Here is a 22,561-nt window from a genome sequence, read left to right as displayed (position 1 = left end):
AGAATGCTAATTAAAGGCAATCTTCAACATAATAAACTTCGGGATCCCGGCCAGCATATATTCGCGTAATTTGTTTGCCATTACTTTCAAAACGAATAGCCAATTTCTTTGGATTTTCGACAAAGGTAAGGTAGTGTCCTTTTTCTTCATAGCGATGAGGTTCAATTTTTAATTGAGAACCATATAAGGATTGAACTTTCTCTTCTGAATCGCCGACGTGAATACCTTTTGAGGTCTGAATGGTTGGGGAGCTCACAGAAATACGTACAATCTTACCATCAGAAACCATGAAAGAGACCTGTTTAATGCCTTTTATGGTTTCTGAATAACAGCTTTCATCTTCATAGACATCAGGCTTGTTACCAGAGAATTGAACGCCTTGAATTTTTGCTGCTTCATCCAGCGTCATACCAATTTTAATAGGACCAAAGCCTTGAGGTGATAACTGCCATTGATTAACGGTAAGCGCCAAAGCAGTATTGACTATACCGATAATTAATAATGATAAACTGAGCTTAATTTTAAGATTCATGATACTCGACAAATTGAGGCACTTTTAACATTTTGCCTATTACATCATCAATTTGTCGAGGTAGCAAATTTTTACAATGTTCTGGCCTTATATTGATAAGGCACATACTCAGGTGTCCAGATGTGTTGACGAATGCGTTTTTCTATATCTTCATCTGTGAGGTATTCGGCTAAATTTGAATTCACTGCTTCTTTTGCCACAGCAAAAGCGACCTGATAGGAAACTTCACGTACCTCAGTTAACGGCGGGAGCAGATTTCCTTTGGGATTGTGCTTGGCAGGTGAACAGGCGGCGAGCGCTTTTGCTGCAGCCATAAACATTTTATCGCTCACGTTTTTTGCTTTAATGGAGATGAGACCTAATCCCATTCCAGGAAAGATATAAACGTTATTAGTTTGGTCTACGCGAAACATTTGCCCATCTTTTACAATTGTTCCAAAAGGACTGCCAGTTCCAATAACCGCTCGATTATTCGTCCATAGCATGAGATCAGTAGGAACAGCCTCGCTGTGAGTAATTGGATTGGATAAGGGCATAATAATCGGTTGTTTTACATGCGCTGCCATTTCGCGTACAAGGTCTTCAGTAAATAAACCTGCTTGCCCAGATACGCCGACTAAGGCATTAGGGTGAAGATTTTTAATAACGTCTTTAAGACTAATAATGCCTTCATGTTCACACTGCCAGTTGGCTACTATCTGTTTTGATTTTAATAATTTTTGCTGAAAAGGTAATAAACCGTCCATCCCTTCGACGAGTAAGCCATTCCTGTCAACCATATAGATATTATCGCGTGCCTCTTTTTCGGAAAGACCATCATCAACCATCGCATGCACAATAAGCTCAGCAATACCGCAGCCGGCTGAACCTGCGCCCACAATAACAATGCGTTGTTCTTTGAGATGAATACCAGTCACTTGAACAGCAGACAAAAGTGTGCCTGTGGCTATGGCAGCAGTACCTTGAACATCATCGTTAAATGTACATAATTGGTTGCGATATCGATCCAAAAGGCGAGTCGCATTTTGTAGCGCAAAATCTTCCCATTGCAATAACACGTGAGGAAAACGTTTTTTTAACGCCTGAATAAATGCTTCAATAAAATCATCATAATCCTGTCCGCGAATGCGCTCATGACGCCAACCGACGTAGAGAGGATCTTTGCGTAGTTCATCATTATTTGTTCCAGTATCAAGTAAAATAGGAAGTGTTGCGGAAGGATGAATACCCGAACAGGCACAATAGAGAGCGAGTTTACCAATAGGAATACCCATTCCCCCAGCACCTTGGTCTCCTAAACCCAAAATGCGTTCACCATCTGAAACGACGATGGCTTTCACTTTATCGAAGCGGCGATTTTCCAAAATTTTATCAATGCGGTCACGATAAGGGTAGGCAATAAAAACACCACGAGGACGACGGTAGATGTGACTAAAATTTATACATGCATCTCCCACTACCGGTGTATATACAATGGGCATAATTTCGGTGATATGCTCACAGAGCAAACTGTAATACAAGGTTTCATTTGAATCCTGAAGATCGCGTAAATAAATGTATTTTTCCAAATCAGTCGTTTTACTTTTAAAGGCGGCGTAAGAGCGATTTCGCTGTTCGACAATATTGCTTTCTTCGGGAGGTAAGAGGCCAAACAACCCAAATTCTTCTCTTTCTTTATTGGTGAAACTGGTTCCTTTGTTGAGAATCGCATTGGAAATAAGTGCATAATCCTTTACATTAACCTCAAGATAGTCTTGTCCTTTTTCATCTACCTTACGGGTATAATCCATCATTCTCTCCTTAAATTTTATTACCAGTATAGTATGGCCTTGCAAATTTTTTAATGCTTTTTCATTATCTTAAATACAAGATAGACTCTATGAACCAAGTTTATAAGTTTAAGCTAATGAAGCATCAATGTCTTAATTAACAATAAGATAGCCCTTAGCTAATAGATTAGCTATAGTTGATATAAAAGCCTTTAGCCTAGGACCGTTGTAAATGATTCGAGAACGTCTAGCCGCGTTTCAATATTGGCCGCATGTTATTACGATAGCAATTATTATTTTTGCATACGCTGGCTATCGTTATTTTGCCTATTATTTTACTTGGTCGGACGATGCTTACGTTTCTGCAAATATAGTTAATATGGCATCTATTGTTGAGGGACCTATCACAAAACTTTATGTTGTTGAAAATCAGAATGTGAAAAAGGGACAGAAGCTGATTGAGATAGATCCTCGACCTTATAAATACGCCATGGATAAAGCTTTGGCAGAACTTAATATAGCCAAACTTAATTATGAGAACGATAAGCTTGCTATCTCAGTTGCCAAAGAAAAATTAGAACAAAATAAATCGATGATTGCCCTCAGTCAGGATCACTATCGACGATATCAAAAATTGCTAAGCGAAGGGGCTTTGCCTGAAATTCAAGTCATTAACATTGAATCTAAAATAAAGGAACAAGAAGCACAGGTTTTGGCTGCAACGGAAGAGCTAAGGATTGCAGAAAAAAACTTCGATAATAACGAAATTCTGGCCGCGCAGGCGAAATATAACAAAGCCCGCTATATGTATGAAAACACAACGGTTTTTGCCCCTGCAGATGGCTACATTACCAATTTTAATTTACGCCGGGGACAATATATTAGAATTGGTGATGGTTTATTTGCTCTAGTGGAAACGAAACAGTGGTGGGTTGTTACACGTTATCGTGAAACGGCTATTCGCTTAATCAAACCAGGTGATAAAGTAAAAATTAAACTTGATATGTATCCTGGAAAAGTCTTTTATGGACATGTAAATAGTATCGGTTGGGGAATTAATCGCGTCCAGTCCGGGGCAGTTGCTCCCTCAACGCTGGCTTATCTTGAAGCAACCGAGGATTGGATTAAAATCGCGCAACGTTTCCCTGTCCGTATTTACTTTGATGAAGTTACTCCAGAGTATCCTTTAAGAATCGGTGCAAGCGCTACTACAATAACTTATCCTACGAGGGATTGAGAATTTTTACAGCAATTACATCCAATACTATCGAAAATCGCGCCGCATTACGGACTGCTATTGCCGCCGTTACTGCGGTACTTCTTGCTTTTGCTCTTCATTTAGATAAACCTTACTGGTCAGGAATGACAGTGGTTATTGTTGCTAACCTGTATGTAGGTAGCATTATTGATAAAGCAATATTGCGAATTATTGGTACAGTTATTGGTGTATGGGTTGGTGTCATTTTAGCAAGTATGATTGCTAATAGTCTTTTTCTCTATCTTCTTATTAATTTACTACTAATTTCTGTTGCTGTTTATTATTACAATTTTAGTTCTTATGCCTATGCTTTTCTTTTGGGGGCTTTGGGAGCGTTTATTGTTATTGCCCAATTAGCAATTAATGCGGATCAAGTATTTTATGTGGCTGTTTGGCGACCCATTGAAATTGGTCTTGGTGTTATTGTTTCAGCCGCGGCGGCTTTATGTCTTTTTCCTAACAATATTCATGAAAATGTCAGGAAAAATGTTGCCGTTATCTTCGATTCCTTAAGTAAACTTCTTGAACAAGTAAGACAAGCTTTGTTAACAGGAAACCCTACATGGGTGGAAATATCGAACAGTAATTTAGCTCTAAAGGAAAAATTAAAAAAATCCATTGGCATGATAGGAGTTATGCGGCGTGAGTTAGGAGTAACAAGAGAGAAAGTGGATGAGTTTCGTGTGTTACTCGATTTGTTCTTTGAATTAAGTCGGGCCGTTACTTATTTTGAGACGTCTTATGAGGCGCAAGATGAGGTATTGGCATTTGAGACAGAAATCAATCTGGTCTTTGCTGCGATTCAAGGAGATTTAACTGTCTTAAAAGATGTATTTCTAACCGGTAAATCTTCATCGCAATCGCTGCAAGCAAAATTGGCAATAGAAAGATTTTACGCAACAATAGATAATATAAAAGATATCTCTTTTGAACAAAGAAGATCTTATTTTGATATTCGCTCTCTATTAAGTCGAATTCATACGATCATCACTAGCCTGGAAGAGACGTTGATTTTGCATCAGCGTTCTAAAGCACCAGGAAATAAATTAATTAACAAGCAACAACAGTTAAGTAGTGATCCCGATATTATCAAGCACAGCATTAAAGCTGGACTCTCTGCAATTCTTGCTCTTGTCTTTTGGCTGATTAGCAATTGGCCAGGAGGCTTGAATGGTATTATCAGCAGTATCGTTATTTCAATTAGGAAAGACTTATTTGAGATGAAAAATGTCAGCATACATCGTATGCTGGGTTGCTTTCTGGGCGGGGGAATAGCATTGTTTCCCCTCGCTTTTTTTATACTCAATTTATATGCATTTATTTTAATCTTATTTTTCTCGGTTTGGGCTTTTAGCTATTTTTCTTTCAAATACACAAAATATGCTTATATTGGTTTACAGGCGAATATCGCTTTAGTCATTTGCCTGGCTCAGGAAGGGGGACCGCCGATGGCCTTAGGACCTCCTTTGGAACGCTTTGGCGGTATTATTATTGGGATCGTTGCCAGTTTTATTGTTGGCAATATATTGTGGCGTGCACACCCACTGACTCTTTTGAGGAAAAATATAAAAAAAATTTACAGTTATCTTGTTGTGAATATGGAAGTTTTATTTGCCGGTGAAGGCAGTTTATATGACTTAATTCATTTATTTTGGCTGACGCGAAGTTTAATGGAGTCACTTGATGAATATCGATTAAATCCTAAAAAGAAGGTGACATTAGATGAGGCAAAAAGAAATTTCACGCAATTAACTCTCATTCAGGCAACGTTAAGTCATATTTATCGTGGAATAAACGTCAACGATGCTCATCGAACTGCACAAAATGTTGCAATTGATGTTCAGTCAATAGAACAAGGATTAATTGCCCTCTATAAAGAAAAAATACCTGCAACCAGAGAATTAATTAAGGAGCAGGTTGAGAAGCATTTAGCGCAAATAGATCTGGATATTTTTTATCAAACTAATTCCAGTGAAGCAGTTAATTTTGGAGAATATCTAAGGGCCTTAAAAAGGTTGTTAGCTCTGCGGGCTGATTTGATATGCTAGCGCAAGCATGAGTCTGCAAAACTTGAAGAACCATTATTTTAACAAAAGCGTTTTAACAACCAATATTAATGATACATATCGCTCTAAATTCACGTTATTCACGCGTAGACGGGAATTCATCTCACGCAGTAAGGAATTAATAGGATAGATAGATCCCGCCTGCACTGGAATGACATTACATATATACAATAGGTTGTGAAGGTACGTTGGGCTTAATAGCAAAACCTTCGGCTTGCTATAAACCAAAAAAATTGATGCCCGCGCAGACGGGCAAATCGCAAGTATAGATAGTCATTAGCTGGGTTTGCCTTGGAACTCAAGCGTTCACCAAACCTGTTTGCGTAGTTGCAAGCTTAAATGAATCAACCACCAGGTCATCCAGTGTATTAATGTCGATGCTTAAAATACGGGTATATAAGTTTCTGACTTCTTCATCACGTTTTGTGAATAAGGGTGGGTGAGCAAGACGATAATCAGCAATGGATTTCAATTTATTCAGAGTAGAGACAGGATCAAGTTTTTCGTTAAAAACAACTCTCATATCTTCAATTCCTTTGGGTGTCTTCCTAAAGTCAAAGAAAGGTAAGCAATAACCTTTTTTATCCCAACTTTCGGCAGTTATATTAGTTGAAAGATTCTCAAGTAAATCACTCAGCAACTCGAGATTTTTTCCCTGTCCAACCTTAGTTAAAGGCAAATCATGAAGCTCTTTTGCAAAAGGTGTGTAGTTGTCGTTTCCATACCCGGCTGAAAAAATAGCAAATACAACATTATCAAAATAATCAGGACGTTTCTCTAGCTCTTCGCGAAAAAGCCTTGCTACGTTTTGAGGAGGATTCTTAAATGCTCCACAACCAAAAGCACTCAAGACCACATCTCGAATTCCTTTTTCATGTAATGTTTCTAGTTGAGCTGCAATTTTTTTACGCATGCTAGATTCATTAAAGGGATGGCCACCACGCAAATCATCTGCAGCTGATTTTAATTCATAAAATAAAAAGTAATCATTATCGTCTAAATCACGGTAACTGGATTCGTCTTTAGTTTCTTGACCTTTAATACACACTCTTGGTTTATCGGTGTCTAAATAAACTCTGTCATTTTTGCCATTGATGAAGTCTGTCATTTCTTGAGTGTATCTATTTTTCTCAGGATTCATTTCATCATCTGTGACATGAAAATGACAATCGGTGCGTCGATACATATTTTCTTCTTGGGCTACCATCCCCTCCAGATAACCACCACCAGGACTAAACGCATTTGCCATGTTTAACACAGCATAAATTTTTCCTTCCTCTTTAGAGAGTTCCTGCGTAACTTCACCCCAGTCACCTTGTATAACGCGAACGCGATTTGTTGTTGATGCTGAAGCATTTGATTTCCAGCGCTGATGGTTTGCTTGCGCTTTTTGAAAATAGTTTTGACGTTTTGCGTCACTGTCGAGTTTTTCTACAGTATCCTTTAAAACAGCGCGTCGCTTTTTAAAATCTGCCCCTTGCAAATTTGAATGGATTTGTTCTTCATTGAGTAATGTTCTTGGCATTATGTGTCTACAAGCAGTGGTTGATGTAAAAATTATACATTTATTTTATTTTGTGAACAAATAAATACGTTTGTTTTTGGTAACTCGTCTTGTTTTGTAGTCCAATAAGGATATTGATTATGAAATTGCATTGGATTATCTGATAAGTTAGCATTAGTGCGACATATTTTTGTGATATTCGTTAATATACGAGTTTTTTACCTGATAAAATTTAAAATTATCAAAACCATCACGCATGCTCGCTAAAACTAGGGTTTCTGAAATTAAAGCGAAAGAAATTAATGCACTTAAAATTACACCAGGAAGGTTTACTCGATATTTTAATCTGTCGAACAAGTTGCATTCAGTTGTCCGAAAATCAAATGTATGCGGTGATACTGCCATTTGTAAACCAAGTTCTATTGGAAGGGGTATTAGTTGGGATGGAGAGAAATGCTAAGGTAAGAATAATAAAATTTTTTAAGGTGAGTTGAGAAAATGATAAAAATTGATTTTCTTAAAAACCATCCTTGCGCAATTGAACCACTGGCGCAAATTTGGCACCAGGTTTTAGGGAGTATTTGGGCGCCGGATATTTCTATCGAGTATGTCAAACAGCGATTTCTTACTCATTTGAACGACGACACATTACCCTTAACTTTTGTTGCATTCTGCAATGAACAACCCGTTGGCATGTGTAGTTTAAGGGAAAATGATGGCATTCGACCTGACTTAATGCCCTGGCTAGGTTCTCTGGTGGTTGATTCTGATTATCAAAAAAAGGGTATTGGGAGGCAGCTGATTGAGGCCACCAAACAAAGAGCAAAACAATTAAGTTTTGAAAAATTATTTTTATATGCCTTTGATCTGACTATTCCAGATTATTATAAAAAATTGGGATGGCAAAAAATAGCTATGGATCAATTTAGAGGTCATCCTGTCACGGTGATGAAAATCGTTTTATGAGAAAAAATATAAATACTTATTTAAATTTATGCACCCAGGTTTATGACTTAAGCAAACCAAATCCGCCACAAGATGCCTATGATTTTTATTTAAGTTATGCGAAACAGACCAATGGTTCAATATTAGAACCGATGTGTGGTTCAGGAGGATATCTTCTTCCAATGGTTGCTGACGGATTTAATATTGAGGGTTTTGACGCGAGCATTTCTATGCTGGAAGCGTTAAAAGTTAAGGCAGAAGCAAAAAATCTGAACCCTCATACCTGGCATGGCTTCATTGAAGACTTTAATCAGCCTAAAAAATATAAATTAATTTTTATTCCAAGTGGCTCATTTGGATTAATTACTGAGTTGTCAGATATCAAAAAGGCATTGAAAATTATTTACGAGCATCTTGATGAAAGTGGATTTTTTGTATTTGAAGCGGAAACATTAAATGCCGTTCCCGATGAATTAGGTATTTGGCGTGGTTCCAGATGGCAAAGACCGGATGGCAAAATTATTTTACTTAGCCAATTAGCCATGCTTGATGGGGAAATCTGTTGTTCAATTGGCAAATATGAATTGGTTGATGGGAATGAAGTTATTCAAACAGAAATTGAGGAATACAAAATCCGCATTTATCATGAACCTAATTTCTTAATAAATCTGCTGACTGAAGCTGGCTTTAGCCAGGTGCGTTTGATTAAAGCGTTTGACAGAGAAGCATCACCAGATGAAACCGATGAGAGTATTATTTTTGAATGCAAAAAGTAATGCTAATTTATTCATACTTAGGAAAAACACTGTGGATATCAAAAAAGACCATCAAGTCAGATTTATTGAAGAAATAGATAAACTTACTGAAAAGCGAATGAGTGATGATCTTATTGCTTATGAAAGTAGTCTTGGTATAGATGTCAATTATCGACGGTTTGCAGTGACTATATCCAATGAAAAAGAGAAGATTGTGGGTGTCCTTAAGGCCTATACAGCATTCGCAGAAATTTATGTTGATGATATTTGGGTGGACAGTGCTTTCCGTGGCAAAGGATATGGTAGACAACTCTTATTGGCACTGGAAAATCATTTTAAAGGGAAGGGATTTAATAATATTAATTTAGTGACCAGTGCTTTCCAGGCGCCGGAGTTTTATAAAAAATGTGGATTTACGGCAGAATTTACCAGGATAAATAAAGCTAACCCTAAGTTAAGCAAGACTTTTTTCGTAAAATTTTTTAACGAAGAGTCTGAGACACAAGGCGTTCTTCGTGAATAGAATCATTTACGTATCAAACTTCTCTTCTGCACAGGACCCAAAAATCTATCATGCCTGCAATACAGGCGGGCAACCATTTGGCACTGAATTTAGAAATACGCGTTCATGCATTGAATAAATAAATCTCAATAGACTTAAATACAGTACATTTTGATAGATGGATGCCCGTCCAAGCTGGCAATTTTTTCCGTTAAACAAGGTGCTTCTATTAATCAAGTGTTAATTATTACCTGCTATGATTATTAATATGTTCTCTATGTGAAGACAGTTTAATGCCTCAACCCGTTGAAATTGTTAGAGACTATCTAAAAAAGCGCAGACAATACACTGAGCCGCGGGAGATAGCTCGTGTTAGCCAGGTTTTATTTGCTTTGGCTATCCGTGACAAGGAAGCAGCGGAAGAATTGCTGAGAGAAGATAATCGATTTTTGAAAGTTATTCCCCAAGTAATTTCAGAGGAACAATTAATTAAATTTGCTCGAATTAACGGTAAAGAATTGGTTGATAAATTAATTGATTATGCTCGTATTGACAGTAATATTGCAGACAAAATGCGTAAAGAGGTGGGTGATAGAGAACCTACTCCTAATTCAGTAGTTAGACAAATTTTGGCAAAGCGCGAAAAAATCAATACGCGTGAAGCGATAGAAGCGACTAGTGCACTTTTATTTGATCTAGCTATTCGAGACAAACAAGCAGCGGAGGATCTGTTAGCAGAGGACAATCGATTTTTGAAAGTCATACCTAAGGTGGTTCCAGAGGATAAATTACTAAAATTTTCCCGAGTTAATAGTAAAGAATTGGTCGAGAAATTAATCCATTTTGCTAATATTGATAGTAGCCTTGCGCGCAAAATGCGTAAAGAAGTGGTTGATGATCCTAAAGAGGCTGCGCTACGACATGCACTATTACGACATATAACCCCACATAAGCCTGCGCCATTAGCTGATGATGGGCGAACCCGGCTTGCAGTTAAGTATAATGCGCAACTAATTAAAAAAGATAATAATTATGGCGTAATGCTAGGTAGGGAATTCATTCCCATGATAACCAGAAATACGCGTGATTTTAACAAAAAGCTATGCTCAGTAGGTTCCTCTTCATCTCGAGAGGTGATTCTTCTTGATCCTGAAGATCAGGTATTAAAACAGCTTTATGAGAGATTAAAAAAGCAGTTGCCCAATACTACTGATCCTGCAGCAATCTTAGAAGCAGTAAAAGATCTCACTAAAATCTGTTTTCCGGATAATAAACCTGAACACTTCATCAATCAAAATCTGCGTCAGGGTAAACAGATAATTCCGCTTAGTGAGTTTATTTTGCAAGGGCAGGGTGTTTGTCGACATCATACCTTGTTAAACGCTTATTTCTTATCCCGTTTAGTACAAGATAATTTATTAAAGGGGGAAGTCATTCATCATCGACAGGATTTTGGTCACGACGGCGCTCACACGTGGAACGTATTTCGCGCGACAAATGGTACCGTTTATTCGCTTGATTCACTATGGAATGATGTAACCAATATTACTGATTATCCTGGGGCGATTAATAGACTATATCGTCATAATGTTGAAGCTAAAATCAAAGAAATGCATTTCTCAGAGATACCAGCTCAAGAGAAACGGCCGAAAGCAGATATTAGGCCAGATTTTAATCACATGAAACAACGGTTAGATTTAATTAGAAGAAGTCCTGAACTGCCGAATTCACCTGGAAATATTGATCAATTTAATGCCTTAAAAGAACCTCAGTATTCAAAACCCTTAAGTGCAGCAGAGAAAATAGATGTAATCAAATCTCAAATTGAGAAGAATAAGTTCATTGTTGGTGACTATATCTTATGGAAAGGTGGCCGGATGCTTAATCTTGATAATGGTGAAGAGAAGCGCGTACCACATCGTGTTTATGAAATCTATGAGGCTATCAAACGTGGTGGTGATTATGCTAACGATCCAGGTAAAGCTGATGGCTTATGGCAAGTGATTCAAAAACATGCCGGGAATGCGCTGAGAAGTCCACGCCCTCATCAGCATCCAAAAACAACCTCATTCTACACAACGATTGCCCACGATACTGTTAGCAAAAATAACGATCTTTTTACTGAATCAGAAATTGGCAACGAGCATAGCTTTCGAGGAAGTTAGCAGTTACGAATGTAACTCATTGAAATAATTCATTAAATTATTCTATAGCATTTTCTGGTATATTGCATTGCACCAAAATTCTAGTGATGGGGGAGGATGTTATGCTTTCATTTTCAGTTCGATGAGCCCTAATTTCAGCTTTTAGCTTTCCCAGGCTATCCAAGGATAATTTATAAAAAAACATTATTTCATCATGAAAAAAGTAAAACGCAGTATTATTAATCATCAACGGTTCTTAAAAATAAAGCACAAAAAGGCAAAAATGATCAAATGTCGAATATTTAGGCCAATTAAAGAAATCCATTTGGGTACTAAAAAGATCCTTGAAAAACATTATATTAATAGCGGGAAGGGTTAGAGTATGGGCATTCATCCAAAAATAAAATTGATTTAAAAATGGGCTTATGGATTAAAAATGAAGTTCATTCAGCGAATGAGTTTATGGTTTTAGAAATTTGAAAATTACAGGTTAAGAGTAGAGTGTTATGGATGAAATGAAATTCCCTCGGATTTAAGTAAGAGCCTAAATTTTGGAATCGTGGGAATCACTGTATTGATTCTCATGGTGGCCAGAGGCAGAATCGAACTGCCGACACGAGGATTTTCAGTCCTAAATAATGCTCTTTTAACCTCTCCTATTACATCCTAAAACCCTTTAAATTCTATTTAAAATCAATTACATTAGCCATTAATACGATTTATTTATTTTTATGTTGTTTTAAATAATCTGTCTACATGGCGTCTACATATATTTCTTGGTAGTTATTTTCAAAGGGGTTTTATGGAAAGTAATAAGGCAGTGAAGCTGACCAAATCATTCATTGACAAAATCAATCCAGTTCCAGGGAAAGATCAAGTTTTTTATCGAGATGACCAATTAAAAGGATTTGCTCTTAGAGTCACAGCCAATGGAGTTAAAAGCTTTATTGTGGAAACACGTATCCTTAACAAAGTGAAGCGCATTACTTTGGGTAAATATGGGCAATTGACAGCAGAAGAAGCACGTAAAGCAGCAAAGCATTTATTAGGTCAAGTCGCGAAAGGAGATAATCCGATTGCTGAGAAAAAAGCCAATAAAATTAAATCAATGACGCTCAATGAAGTCTTTGATGATTATCTTAAGGCGCGTAAAGACTTAAAGTCTCTCACGCTCAAGGATTATCAAAGCGTCTTAAAGCAAGTGATGCCTGACTGGATGGATAGAGCCCTTATAAATATCACTCGCGAGATGATAGCCAAGCGTCATGCTCAATATGGTCAGACAAATAGCAAAGCCCGTGCGAATTATGCCATGCGAGTTTTGCGTGCTGTGTTTAATTTTGCAGTGCATGAATATCAATTAGAAAATGGTCAACCTGTTATTGCAATAAATCCAGTTGAATATCTATCTCATACACGTAGTTGGTTTCGAGTAGATAGAAAGAACACAGTGATAAAAAGCCATCAACTTGCAGCCTGGTACGAAGGTTTAACTCGTTTAGGCGAGGAAAATGATTATCCCAACGCCATGATGTGGAAAGATTATTTTTTATTAATTTTATTTACTGGTTTACGCAGAATGGAAGCAGCATCTTTAAAGTGGAGTGATGTCGATTTCAAAGACAAAACATTTACTGTTCATGATACAAAGAATCGAGAAATTCATACCTTACCTATGTCTGATTTTCTGCTTGAATTGTTCTGGCGAAGAAAACAATGCAAAATTTGTGAGTTTGTATTCCCTGCCCCTAGTAAAACTGGCCATATTATGGAGCCCAGAAAGGCTATGCTTAAAGTTGCAGAATTATCGGGTGTGCCATTTACTGTTCATGATTTAAGGCGAACTTTTGCTACTACCGCTGAGAGTCTCGACTTGCCTGCATACGCTTTAAAACGTCTTTTAAATCATAAATTGAGCAATGATGTGACGGCTGGATACATCATCCACGATGTAGAGCGATTAAGAAAACCTATACAAAAAATTTCGGATTATTTGAACTGGCAGATGGTTAAGGCAGCAGAAGTTTTTGAGGAAAAATATCTTTTGTTATAATCCTACTATATTAGGATTTTATTAGGTTTCTCTTGTGTTTCTGAAATTAATCCTACTATAATGGGATTAATAGGTAAAATTAACCTAGATTTAATATTAAGTCTACTCTAGTAGGATTATATGGCCAAGCAAATTAAAAAATTAAAGACCCCTAATCTTGAACAGCCGTTAAACGCAGAGTTATTAGGGAAAGTCATTAAAGCACGCCGTACTCAAAGTAAAATACGATTAGAGGATGCAGCAGCTTTATGTGGTGTAGCCAAAGAAACCTTCATGAAAATTGAACATGGACAATCTAATTGTCAATTGGCAAGTGTATTACAAATTTGTTCTGGTTTGGGAATAAAGCTTTACATAAAACCTTGGGTGGATAATGGCGAGGATGAAAATGGTTGGGGATAAGCAGGTCTTAGATGTTTATCTGGAGAAAGATCAAATAGCTAATATAACTTTGGCCGAAGATCAGTTGTATTTGAGCTATCATGAGGATTGGAAAAAGTCAGGTTTTGCTTTATCCCCACATCTATCTTTGCATGAAGAAGTTCCCCCATCAAATGTACAACGATTTCTACGAAATTTATTACCCGAAGGAAATCCTTTGGAAGTGCTGGCTAATAGTTTTCATTTAAGTAAGTCCAATACGTATGGATTGATTCGAGCCTTAGGATTAGATACGCCAGGCTCATTAGTAATATTGCCATCGAATGAAGCTGTTCCTGAGCAAGCTAATTTTCGACTAATAACGAATGATGAATTAGAGGATCGCTTAAATAACCGAGATACCTATAGTTTAATGGTTTGGGATGGAAAACCTCGTCTTTCAGTTGCTGGGGTACAAGATAAAATTAATGTAGTGTTGAATGAAAAAGGGCAGCTTGGCTTTGGAGAAGGTAGCTTGTGCTCTACCCATATTCTTAAATTTGAAACACAAAAACTTTCTTCTTTAGTTTTAAATGAATACCTTAGTATGAAACTCGCTAAACGATGTGCATTGAATGTTGCAAATGTCCAAATGAAACGCTTTGGTAAGAATCCTGCTTTATTGGTAGAGCGTTTTGATAGGAAATTGATTGCTACTAATAAAGTAGCAAGACGCCACTTAATAGACGGTTGTCAGGCGTTGAATTTACCCCCTGAATATAAATATGAGCAAAATTTTGGAAACAGTAGAGATGTTGCACATATTAGAGATGGTGTAAGTTTGCCTAAGCTATTTTATTTTGCAAATCAAAGTGTCAATCCCGCAAAAACTAAACAACAAATACTCGATTGGGTTTTATTTAACATTTTGATATTTAATTGTGACGCTCACGGTAAAAATATAAGTTTCTTTGTTGGACCAAACGGTATTTCGCTGGCTCCATTTTATGATTTAGTCAATATAAAAATGTATCCAGAATTTGAGCATGACTTGGCGATGGCATTGGGAGATGAATTTGAAGAGGATATGATTAATGCATATCAGCTAGCTGATTTTTCAGATACATGTCAGTTGCCACGATCTTTAGTGGCTAAACGTTTAAAATATTTAATTGGCAAGCTAACTGCTGCCTTACAAGAAGGAATTGACCTTACTTTGATTAATGATAAAGAAGAAAACTATTTAAAAAATTATCAAGAAATTGTCATTAAAAGATGTAAGAATTTATTAGAGCAAAGTGACCAAATCACTTCAGTGAGGCTTTAATACTACTCAATGTTGTTTGTTTAAAAGCATAGTTTTATATTTTCTTATCCCGAAATTTCCAAGATAGTTTTAACTGGTCTTAATAATATTTAAATTAGCTCCATAATTCTCGGTTTCTTTTCCTAATTAATAAATAAAATCAGTGGGACAGGTGGGACAAATGGGACAATCGCTTCCACAATCAATTAAATGCGTCCCACTGAATTAAATCTAGGGTGGGGCACGTGGGACATATGTTGATTTAATGTGCATGGTATTCCTTTAAAAATCAATGAATTATTATTGAGTTATCATTACTTGACTTGAATTTTAATTTAGATCAATACTCCTTTCCGAGTTTTAAAAACTTTGATGGAACATCAATCCGCGAAGGGTTGAATGTAAAATATCAAAGACTTTCTTATCGAATGGAACCTTAAGAAGGTCAATTGATATTCAAATGCAGGATGCAACCATACGGTCAGCATGAGCTGAATTGAATAATCACTTGACGAGGTTTCTATGTCTAAAATTCATCTATCCCGCTTAATCCTATTAAACGAATTTGATTCCGCACCAGATTCGGCACTTTTTAATCAACACACCTTAGCCGCTGTTTTGAACTGCTCTACCCAATTGTTGGAGCGTAATCGTTGGGCGGGTACAGGTGTGCCTTACATTAAAATCGGTCGTAAGGTGTTGTATCGCAAATGTGATGTTCTGAGTTTTCTGCAACAACAAAAAACTTATCGCTCAACCAGTGATGAAGGTCGTGTGATCAATTAATAAAAATTCTTTAAAGTGATTGATTCAAGAAGGTTCTAGTTTAAGGAAACCTTCTTGAAGCCGTTGTTGGAGCCATTCATGAACAATCATAATGCATTAAGTAATAATGTAACACCATTTCCACGTGCTCAAGATAAAGAGCTGGTTTTCTGCGAGTACGCGAGTGGTCGTTTCGAAATCTCTACAAAAGGGATTTATTTTCATGGGAAAGACAAGGATGGTATCATTTTACCTCCGCGGTGGGTTTGTTCTCCCTTATATGTCCTAGCTAAAACCCGAGATTCTAAAAGTGGTGAGTGGGGCAGGCTTTTAGAGTGGCAGGATGACGATGGTGTGACGCACCAATGGGCAATGCCCATTGCTTTATTGCAAGGTGATGCATCCGAAGTACGCCGCGAATTGGCCTCGTTAGGATTAGCAATTTCACCAAATCGTATCGCCAGAGATTTATTGGCCTCTTATTTACAAGTTTTTCCTATTGAGAAACGTGCGCGCTGTGTTGATCGTTTGGGTTGGCACAATAAGGTATTTGTTACAGCATCTGAATCCATTGGTGAGCAAGAGGAGCAGGTGGTATTTCAAAATGCACATGCTTTGGAGCCTGCAGTTTCCGTCTCTGGGGAAGTTGTGGATTGGCAAAGCACCATTGGGCGCCTTTCTTCGGAAAATTCGCGTTTAATCTTCGGTATATCATGTGCCTTTGCACCTACATTAGCCGCTTTAATCGGAGAGGATTCGGGAGGTTTCCATTTCAAAGGCGCTTCCTCTTGTGGCAAAACTACTGCTTTAAGCTCGCCGCATCGGTATGGGGTAATCATTCTAGTTATAAGCGATTGTGGCGAACCACAACAAATGGGCTGGAAGGATTAGCTGCTCTACACAATGATGGCTTATTAATTCTTGATGAATTAAGCCAAATTGATCCAAAGGAAGCAGGAGAGGCAGCTTATTTATTGGCAAATGGCCAGGGTAAAACCAGAGCTTCAAAAAATGGTATGGTGCGCGCCTCGACATGCTGGCGATTATTCTTTTTATCAGCTGGAGAAGAGTCATTGAGTGCCTTAATGGCTAGAGTAGGGCAGAAAGCGAATGCTGGCCAGGAAATTCGCCTGGCTGAAATTGAGGCGGATGCAGGTGCAAATCTTGGGATTTTTGAACGATTACACGAGCACAAGAGCTCGGCAAACTTAGCGTTGGCATTAAATGATTTTTCATCAAAGTACTATGGGGCTGTAGGACTTGAGTGGCTTAACGCTATCGTGAAAGATCGAGACCAACTTCCTCAAGCAATAAATGAGAGTATTCAAACCTTTGTAGCGAAATGCACTCGTAGCGATATGACAGGTCAAATCCTGCGTGTAGCAAGACGTTTTGCTTTGGTAGGCATTGCCGGCGAATTGGCCACCCATTACGGTTTGACAGCTTGGAAAGTAGGGGAGGCCAGTAAATCAGCTCAAATTTGCTTTAAAGTCTGGCTAGATTCCTTTGGCGATAACGGTAATCGTGAAGATCGAAAAATCCTGTCACAGGTTAGAGCTTTTTTTGAAGCATACGGGGCAAGCCGCTTTGATGATATTCAATTTCCTAATAATGAACGCATTCGGAACCGCGCCGGTTTTTATCGACAAGGGGAAAATAATAATCGTGAATACTTAGTTCTATCTGAGATTTTTAAAAATGAAATCTGCCAAGGGTTTGATTCTAAATTAGTGATAAAGGTTTTAAGTCAGGCAGGATGGTTAGAGCCAGGTAAGGATGGAAAAAACTCCCAAAAACCAAGAATTCGCGGATTAGGGATGCCTAGATGTTACCTTATTACTGAAAAAATGTGGGAGGATGACAATACTTTTTAATTTGTCCCACCTGTCCCACTTTCAATTTTTTAAGATGGGACAGCTTTAAGATTGTATTTATCAGGATGTCCCACTTGTTCCATTTGTCCCACCTGAAAATACGAATAAGTTAATTTCTTTGTGCTTTAAAAAATTAAATTCAAAGCGTAGGTATTCATTCAAAAATCTGATTTCAAGAATAAAATTTGCTCCACTCCATCCCTTAGAGTTTTCTAAGGGCGCAATATACATTGCTTGCAATGGAAAAGTTTTTAAATCAAAAGATGAGGCTCAAGAATACATAATTCAACAGGCAAAGCTATGGATTGATAACCAAATTAATTCAGGAGCGCTTAAACCTATTTAGATTTTAACTATTTGAATTATTGTTTTGTCTACATTATGTCTACATTGAAATTTAGAAAACTTTGAAGGGAAGCGTAACCCATTGATTCACATGGTGGCCAGAGGCAGAATCGAACTGCCGACACGAGGATTTTCAGTCCTCTGCTCTACCGACTGAGCTATCTGGCCGAAGAGGTTGCTATTAAACTCTGAGAACGCTTTTGAGTCAAGTAGCCTTTGTTGTTTTTTTTAAAAAAATTTATGCTAAATAGCTTCTCTGGATAACTACCTATCTTAACGGTTTAATTTTGTTCTATTTACAAAATTTATTGGTCCTAAAAAAGTAGATTAAATCGATGAGGGAAGGAAAGGCTATTCTCGGAACTATTGGTGAGCGGATTTTTCAAACTAATTATTTACTTTGGCATCATGCATATGGATAGAGGAATTCTATCCATAAAGAGAAAATGACTGGGTTTTTATTCGCTAGAATAAGCCATGGGTTTTGTATTTTGAACAAGTCTCTTATTTTCTATAACTTTATTAATGATTTTTAATTCTTGCGCACAACTGTGCATTTCATATTTTATCCATCCATTATATTCTTCGAGCTTCTTTTTCTCATCGATAAGTTCTTTTAACGGCTTTTCCAGAACTGAGCAGTCATTATCCTGTATGGAGGAATTTCTAAGGGCAGACAATGCTAAATAGCGTTCGGCTCCATTTCCAGGTAAGCCTTCAAATTGTTTTCTATGGTTACTCTCGGCGGATTGCCCTTCCTGTTCCTTTTTTTCGAGTTCCTTTCGAAGGATATCTATTTTGAGCTTGATTGTATCAATAGCTTCGTTGTTCTTATCCTCTTGCTCACTAATTCTTTCAAAGAAATTTCCATATCGATGGTTAAGCTTGATGAGTTCCTCAAGAGGTTGATCTTTGCAATATCTTTTAATCTCTTCTGGTGTCCTCATAGGAAAAAAAGGCATAACTATCACCTGCAAGTAAATGAAAGGAAGTTATAAGTTACCATTTTTGTGAATAATTACAAGCCAATATGATTCAAAATGGGTATTTATTATAATATTTTGTATAATAAGTTGTTTATAAAAACATCTCTTAATAAGATAAGAACTTAAACTCCAAATAAGATGATTTAGAGAGAGAGGAGAGAAACAGAAATTTTAAATGCCTATTTTTTCAGCGTAAGGACGCGGAGTAGATTCCAATATGAGTCGGTGAGCTTTGACGAATCTGCTGGAAAGCAATGGCAATTTCAGCACCTAACTGCGCGTTATTTTTAATTAATTCAATATTGGCTTGCAAACTTTGTCCGGCTGTCAGTTCAGCAATGCGTTGCAATAAAAAAGGAGTAATTGCCTTACCCTCAACACGGTTTGCTTCCGCCTGTGCCTGTTTGATAATGGGCATAATTTGTTCGTCAGGAATTTCAGCCTCTTTTGGAATGGGATTAGCGATAACAATACCATTATTCAATTTCAACTTGTACTGACAAGACATTAAATTAGCAATCTCAACTGTATCATCTAAACGATGCAGAAGTGGAATACCACTGGAGTGGCTAAAAAACGCGGGAAATTCATCTGTACGATAACCTATTACAGGAACACCATGAGTTTCCAGCATCTCCAACGTTTTTGGTAAATCAAGAATTGACTTTGCTCCGGAGCATACGACGGTGACTGGGGTAGAGGACAATTCTATTAGGTCAGCGGAAATATCAAAGCTTTCTTCAACGCAATGATGAACGCCCCCAATCCCGCCAGTAACAAATAAAGGTAACCCCGCTAAATAAGCACAATACATTGTAGCGGCAACAGTTGTGCTGGCTGATTGCTTACCGCTAAGCGCAAAAGCAAGATCGCGTCGGGAGGCTTTCATAATATTCTCTCCCTTCGCCAAATGTTCCATAACTTTTTGATTGATGCCTATATGAATTTTACCTTGATGAAGGGCAATAGTCGCAGGGACTGCCCCTTTATCACGAATGAGCTGCTCGACCATTTTTGCTGTGACCAAATTTTCAGGATAAGGCATTCCGTGAGAAATTATGGTTGACTCCAAGGCTACAATTGGCAGATGCCTATTAAGGGCATCCTTCACTTCTTCACCAATAGCGAGCATTTCGTGAAACATAATGTGTGTCCTCTATTCTTTAGGAGTAAAGCCAGCAGGTTTATCCGAGCCCTCACCAAAAAAGTATTTATTCATTTCCTCATTGAGGAATTCGCGTGCTTTTGGATCAATTAAACTTAAACGGTATTCATTAATAAGCATTGTTTGATGTGACAGCCACATCCGCCATGCTTGTTTTGAAACGTGATTATAAATTTTCTCTCCTAACGGACCTGGAAATGGAGGGGATTCCAAGCCTTCAGCATTTTCATTTAATTTAGAACAAAAAATGACTCTCGTCATACTATACCTTAACTTAAAAAATATAAATGCTGATTATGCGGTAATATAATATCCTCAGCAATGTAATTATTTAATCAGCTCGGCATCTAGCCTGCGCTATCATGATATGCTGAGAAAGTAGTTGCTCCTGTTCGGTACTTAGTTCTTCAAATTGCACAGCCGTTCGATATTGATTTTCATTATGGAACTGGCTGTAAACTACTACCGCATCAACAATAATAGGCAGCATTTTAGGTTTCGTATAAATGACTATTTTCATATGAGTTTTTTCTTTGATGCGTTCTTTGGTTTTAAATGACATACCACCAAGACTGATATTAACCTTACGTAAATGAATTTTATCGCCAATCAAAAGATTACGAGCCAAATGATCAATTTTAGCGTTCAATAAATTTAAATAATGTGCAAGGGAGGGCTCATGTAACGCTAATGCTTGCGTTAGTTCGGACAGCTCATAATCTAGACTTTGAAAGTATTGGTTCGTCTCTAAATATTTTTGCCCACTTTGGCCCAATAAGTCATCGGTGAGCGACTTATCGGAACAAAGCTCTTCTGTTCCAATTAATTTGTAATCAAAATAAACCTGATCCTCAATACGGAAATGTTGACGTCGTTCGTGTACTGGCATGATCACTCCATAAGTCCATTTATAAGAAGTTTAGTGCTTCAACACTTTAGCCTTTATGTGGCATAGATTAGATCAAGCGTATGCCCTCTTATTCATAACTATAGACAGAATTTTAAAATTAGTGGAAAAAAAGAGAAAAAAAAGAAATGTTTGTTCAAATTGTTAGATATGTCAATTGAGTTAAAAAACAGGTTGTGACCAAATTTTGCATTGCTCACCTACAACTTTGGGAATAAATCCTAACTCTTTAAAGAGTTGTCGTAACAAAATAGCATCGTTTATTTTATTTTCAACATCATGCATTAGGTTCTCAATGCAGCTTTCATTTCCTAGCCGGACGGCATAGGTTTTTATATTTTGCATTGTAGTAAGGATATCTTCAGCAACAGAGCTTTGTTTAAACGTAAATGGATTAATAAAAAAACCCTCTAAACCGTAGCGGCTTGCCTGAAAGCGATTATGAGTATAGATATGATATAAATCCTTAGTAATTTCAAATGGTCTTTCTTCAAGTAGATACAAGCCTAAAGCTTGCGCATAAGCTGCTAAATTAACAGCTTTTTGAATGGTTAAAGGGGTATCACAAACGCGAATTTCTACCGTGCCATATTCCGGTTTTGGACGAACATCCCAATAGAAATCTTTCATGCTCACAATAATGCCAAGGGAACGCATTTTATAATAATACTCAGAAAATTCTTTCCAATTGAGAAGATAGGGGATATGCCCACTTTGGGGAAAAGAGTTAAAAACATTAGAGCGTGCAGACGCATAGCCGGTATCTGCCCCTTGATAGAATGGCGAGGAGGCAGAAATAGCAATAAAATGAGGTACGTATCTAGCAAACGCATGAGTTAAATAGAGTGCGTCTTCAGCATTGGTACAACCAAAATGAATATGCTGGCCAAAAACAGTTGATCGCTTCGATAAGTAACGGAATTTACTGGAAATTTTTTTATAGCGCGGGGTGGGAAATATTTTTTGATTTGTCCATTTTAAGTAAGGATGAGTACCTCCTCCACAAATTGCTACATTTAATTGAGTTGCTTGATTAAGCAAAAATGCTTTTAGATACGAAAGCTCTTCTAATAGATTCTTAACTGAATGGTGAATAGAGGAATTAATTTCAATCATACTCTGAGTAATTTCAGGTTTAATAATTTCTTGATAGACACTTGACCTGATACTGCGAATAAGCTCCTTTGATCGAGAAATCAAATAAAAAGATTTGGGGTCTACAAGTTGCAACTCAAGCTCTACACCAATAGAACCAAGTTGTGATTTTTTGAAAGGTAATTTTTTCATCCTAAATAAATCCTTTATCCCTATAAGAGATAGTATAA

At 37.3% G+C, this 22,561-nt stretch carries 17 protein-coding genes, 2 tRNA genes and 2 pseudogenes; 11 read left to right on the top strand and 10 right to left on the bottom strand.

The features are described from left to right. Positions 1–10 precede the first annotated feature (10 nt). Positions 11–532 carry a hypothetical protein gene (locus PXX05_RS08805; RefSeq protein ID WP_275087855.1) on the bottom strand — a complete coding sequence of 174 codons (522 nt, stop codon included), beginning with the start codon at positions 530–532 and terminating at the stop codon, positions 11–13. 71 nt (positions 533–603) lie between these two features. Beyond that, on the bottom strand, positions 604–2,325 hold the full coding sequence (locus PXX05_RS08800) for an NAD-dependent malic enzyme (RefSeq protein ID WP_275087854.1): 1,722 nt from the start codon (positions 2,323–2,325) through the stop codon (positions 604–606). Between the two features lie 208 nt (positions 2,326–2,533). Between PXX05_RS08800 and PXX05_RS08795 the strand changes: the two genes are divergently transcribed. Then, entirely contained in the window at positions 2,534–3,538 is a 1,005-nt protein-coding gene (locus PXX05_RS08795) for an HlyD family secretion protein (protein WP_275087853.1), read from the top strand. Further along, a complete protein-coding gene (locus PXX05_RS08790; RefSeq protein ID WP_275087852.1) occupies positions 3,535–5,607 on the top strand; it encodes an FUSC family protein in 2,073 nt (690 codons plus the stop codon). Before PXX05_RS08795 ends, PXX05_RS08790 begins: the two co-directional genes overlap by 4 nt. A 316-nt stretch (positions 5,608–5,923) precedes the next feature. On the opposite strand, the gene PXX05_RS08785 is transcribed toward PXX05_RS08790, so the two are convergent. Beyond that, positions 5,924–7,150 (bottom strand): poly(ADP-ribose) glycohydrolase domain-containing protein, encoded by a 1,227-nt coding sequence (locus PXX05_RS08785; RefSeq protein WP_275087851.1) that lies wholly within the window; start codon positions 7,148–7,150, stop codon positions 5,924–5,926. A 477-nt stretch (positions 7,151–7,627) separates the two neighbouring features. Here PXX05_RS08785 and PXX05_RS08780 point away from each other — a divergent pair, with 477 nt between their 5' ends. The 4 genes and pseudogenes from PXX05_RS08780 to PXX05_RS08765 all read left to right on the top strand — a co-directional run bounded on the left by PXX05_RS08780 (position 7,628) and on the right by PXX05_RS08765 (position 11,496). Continuing rightward, complete coding sequence (locus PXX05_RS08780) at positions 7,628–8,095, top strand: GNAT family N-acetyltransferase (RefSeq protein ID WP_275087850.1); 468 nt, start codon at positions 7,628–7,630, stop codon at positions 8,093–8,095. Beyond that, the gene (locus PXX05_RS08775) at positions 8,092–8,850 is read left to right on the top strand and encodes a methyltransferase domain-containing protein (protein WP_275087849.1); all 759 of its coding nucleotides are present in this window, start codon (positions 8,092–8,094) and stop codon (positions 8,848–8,850) included. The genes PXX05_RS08780 and PXX05_RS08775 overlap by 4 nt, the downstream gene beginning before the upstream one ends. 79 nt (positions 8,851–8,929) lie before the next feature. Next, positions 8,930–9,352 (top strand): annotated as a pseudogene (locus PXX05_RS08770) (GNAT family N-acetyltransferase); the annotation flags it as partial. Between the two features lie 272 nt (positions 9,353–9,624). Further along, the gene (locus PXX05_RS08765) at positions 9,625–11,496 is read left to right on the top strand and encodes a hypothetical protein (RefSeq protein ID WP_275087847.1); all 1,872 of its coding nucleotides are present in this window, start codon (positions 9,625–9,627) and stop codon (positions 11,494–11,496) included. 563 nt (positions 11,497–12,059) lie between these two features. Here the strand turns inward: PXX05_RS08765 and PXX05_RS08760 are convergent. Then, positions 12,060–12,138 (bottom strand) — tRNA-Phe (locus tag PXX05_RS08760). 139 nt (positions 12,139–12,277) lie between these two features. Between PXX05_RS08760 and PXX05_RS08755 the strand changes: the two genes are divergently transcribed. The 5 genes and pseudogenes from PXX05_RS08755 to PXX05_RS08735 all read left to right on the top strand — a co-directional run bounded on the left by PXX05_RS08755 (position 12,278) and on the right by PXX05_RS08735 (position 17,833). Continuing rightward, positions 12,278–13,528 carry a tyrosine-type recombinase/integrase gene (locus PXX05_RS08755; protein WP_275087846.1) on the top strand — a complete coding sequence of 417 codons (1,251 nt, stop codon included), beginning with the start codon at positions 12,278–12,280 and terminating at the stop codon, positions 13,526–13,528. 120 nt (positions 13,529–13,648) lie between these two features. Continuing rightward, complete coding sequence (locus PXX05_RS08750) at positions 13,649–13,930, top strand: helix-turn-helix domain-containing protein (protein ID WP_275087845.1); 282 nt, start codon at positions 13,649–13,651, stop codon at positions 13,928–13,930. Next, the gene (locus tag PXX05_RS08745; protein ID WP_275087844.1) at positions 13,917–15,215 is read left to right on the top strand and encodes a HipA domain-containing protein; all 1,299 of its coding nucleotides are present in this window, start codon (positions 13,917–13,919) and stop codon (positions 15,213–15,215) included. Before PXX05_RS08750 ends, PXX05_RS08745 begins: the two co-directional genes overlap by 14 nt. Before the next feature lie 501 nt (positions 15,216–15,716). Then, positions 15,717–15,980 (top strand): DNA-binding protein, encoded by a 264-nt coding sequence (locus tag PXX05_RS08740; RefSeq protein ID WP_275087843.1) that lies wholly within the window; start codon positions 15,717–15,719, stop codon positions 15,978–15,980. 78 nt (positions 15,981–16,058) lie between these two features. Beyond that, positions 16,059–17,833: pseudogene (locus tag PXX05_RS08735) on the top strand (DUF927 domain-containing protein). A gap of 437 nt (positions 17,834–18,270) precedes the next feature. Here PXX05_RS08735 and PXX05_RS08730 read toward each other — a convergent pair. The 6 genes from PXX05_RS08730 to PXX05_RS08705 form a co-directional block, all read right to left on the bottom strand. Beyond that, positions 18,271–18,346: transfer RNA gene (locus tag PXX05_RS08730), tRNA-Phe, on the bottom strand. A gap of 290 nt (positions 18,347–18,636) precedes the next feature. Next, positions 18,637–19,140 (bottom strand): hypothetical protein, encoded by a 504-nt coding sequence (locus tag PXX05_RS08725; protein WP_275087842.1) that lies wholly within the window; start codon positions 19,138–19,140, stop codon positions 18,637–18,639. A 211-nt stretch (positions 19,141–19,351) separates the two neighbouring features. Next, entirely contained in the window at positions 19,352–20,308 is a 957-nt protein-coding gene (locus PXX05_RS08720; protein WP_275087841.1) for a pseudouridine-5'-phosphate glycosidase, read from the bottom strand. 12 nt (positions 20,309–20,320) lie between these two features. Then, positions 20,321–20,590 (bottom strand): oxidative damage protection protein, encoded by a 270-nt coding sequence (locus tag PXX05_RS08715; protein WP_275087840.1) that lies wholly within the window; start codon positions 20,588–20,590, stop codon positions 20,321–20,323. Between the two features lie 70 nt (positions 20,591–20,660). Then, complete coding sequence (locus tag PXX05_RS08710; protein ID WP_275087839.1) at positions 20,661–21,218, bottom strand: PilZ domain-containing protein; 558 nt, start codon at positions 21,216–21,218, stop codon at positions 20,661–20,663. A gap of 180 nt (positions 21,219–21,398) precedes the next feature. Continuing rightward, the gene (locus tag PXX05_RS08705) at positions 21,399–22,523 is read right to left on the bottom strand and encodes a YbdK family carboxylate-amine ligase (protein WP_275087838.1); all 1,125 of its coding nucleotides are present in this window, start codon (positions 22,521–22,523) and stop codon (positions 21,399–21,401) included. Between the last annotated feature and the right edge of the window lie 38 nt (positions 22,524–22,561).

Origin of the sequence: Legionella cardiaca (assembly GCF_029026145.1) — a bacterium.
Classification (GTDB): Bacteria; Pseudomonadota; Gammaproteobacteria; order Legionellales; family Legionellaceae; genus Tatlockia; species Tatlockia cardiaca.
Note: the sequence above shows the minus strand (reverse complement) of the source record. Positions and strands in the feature narration are given on the sequence as shown.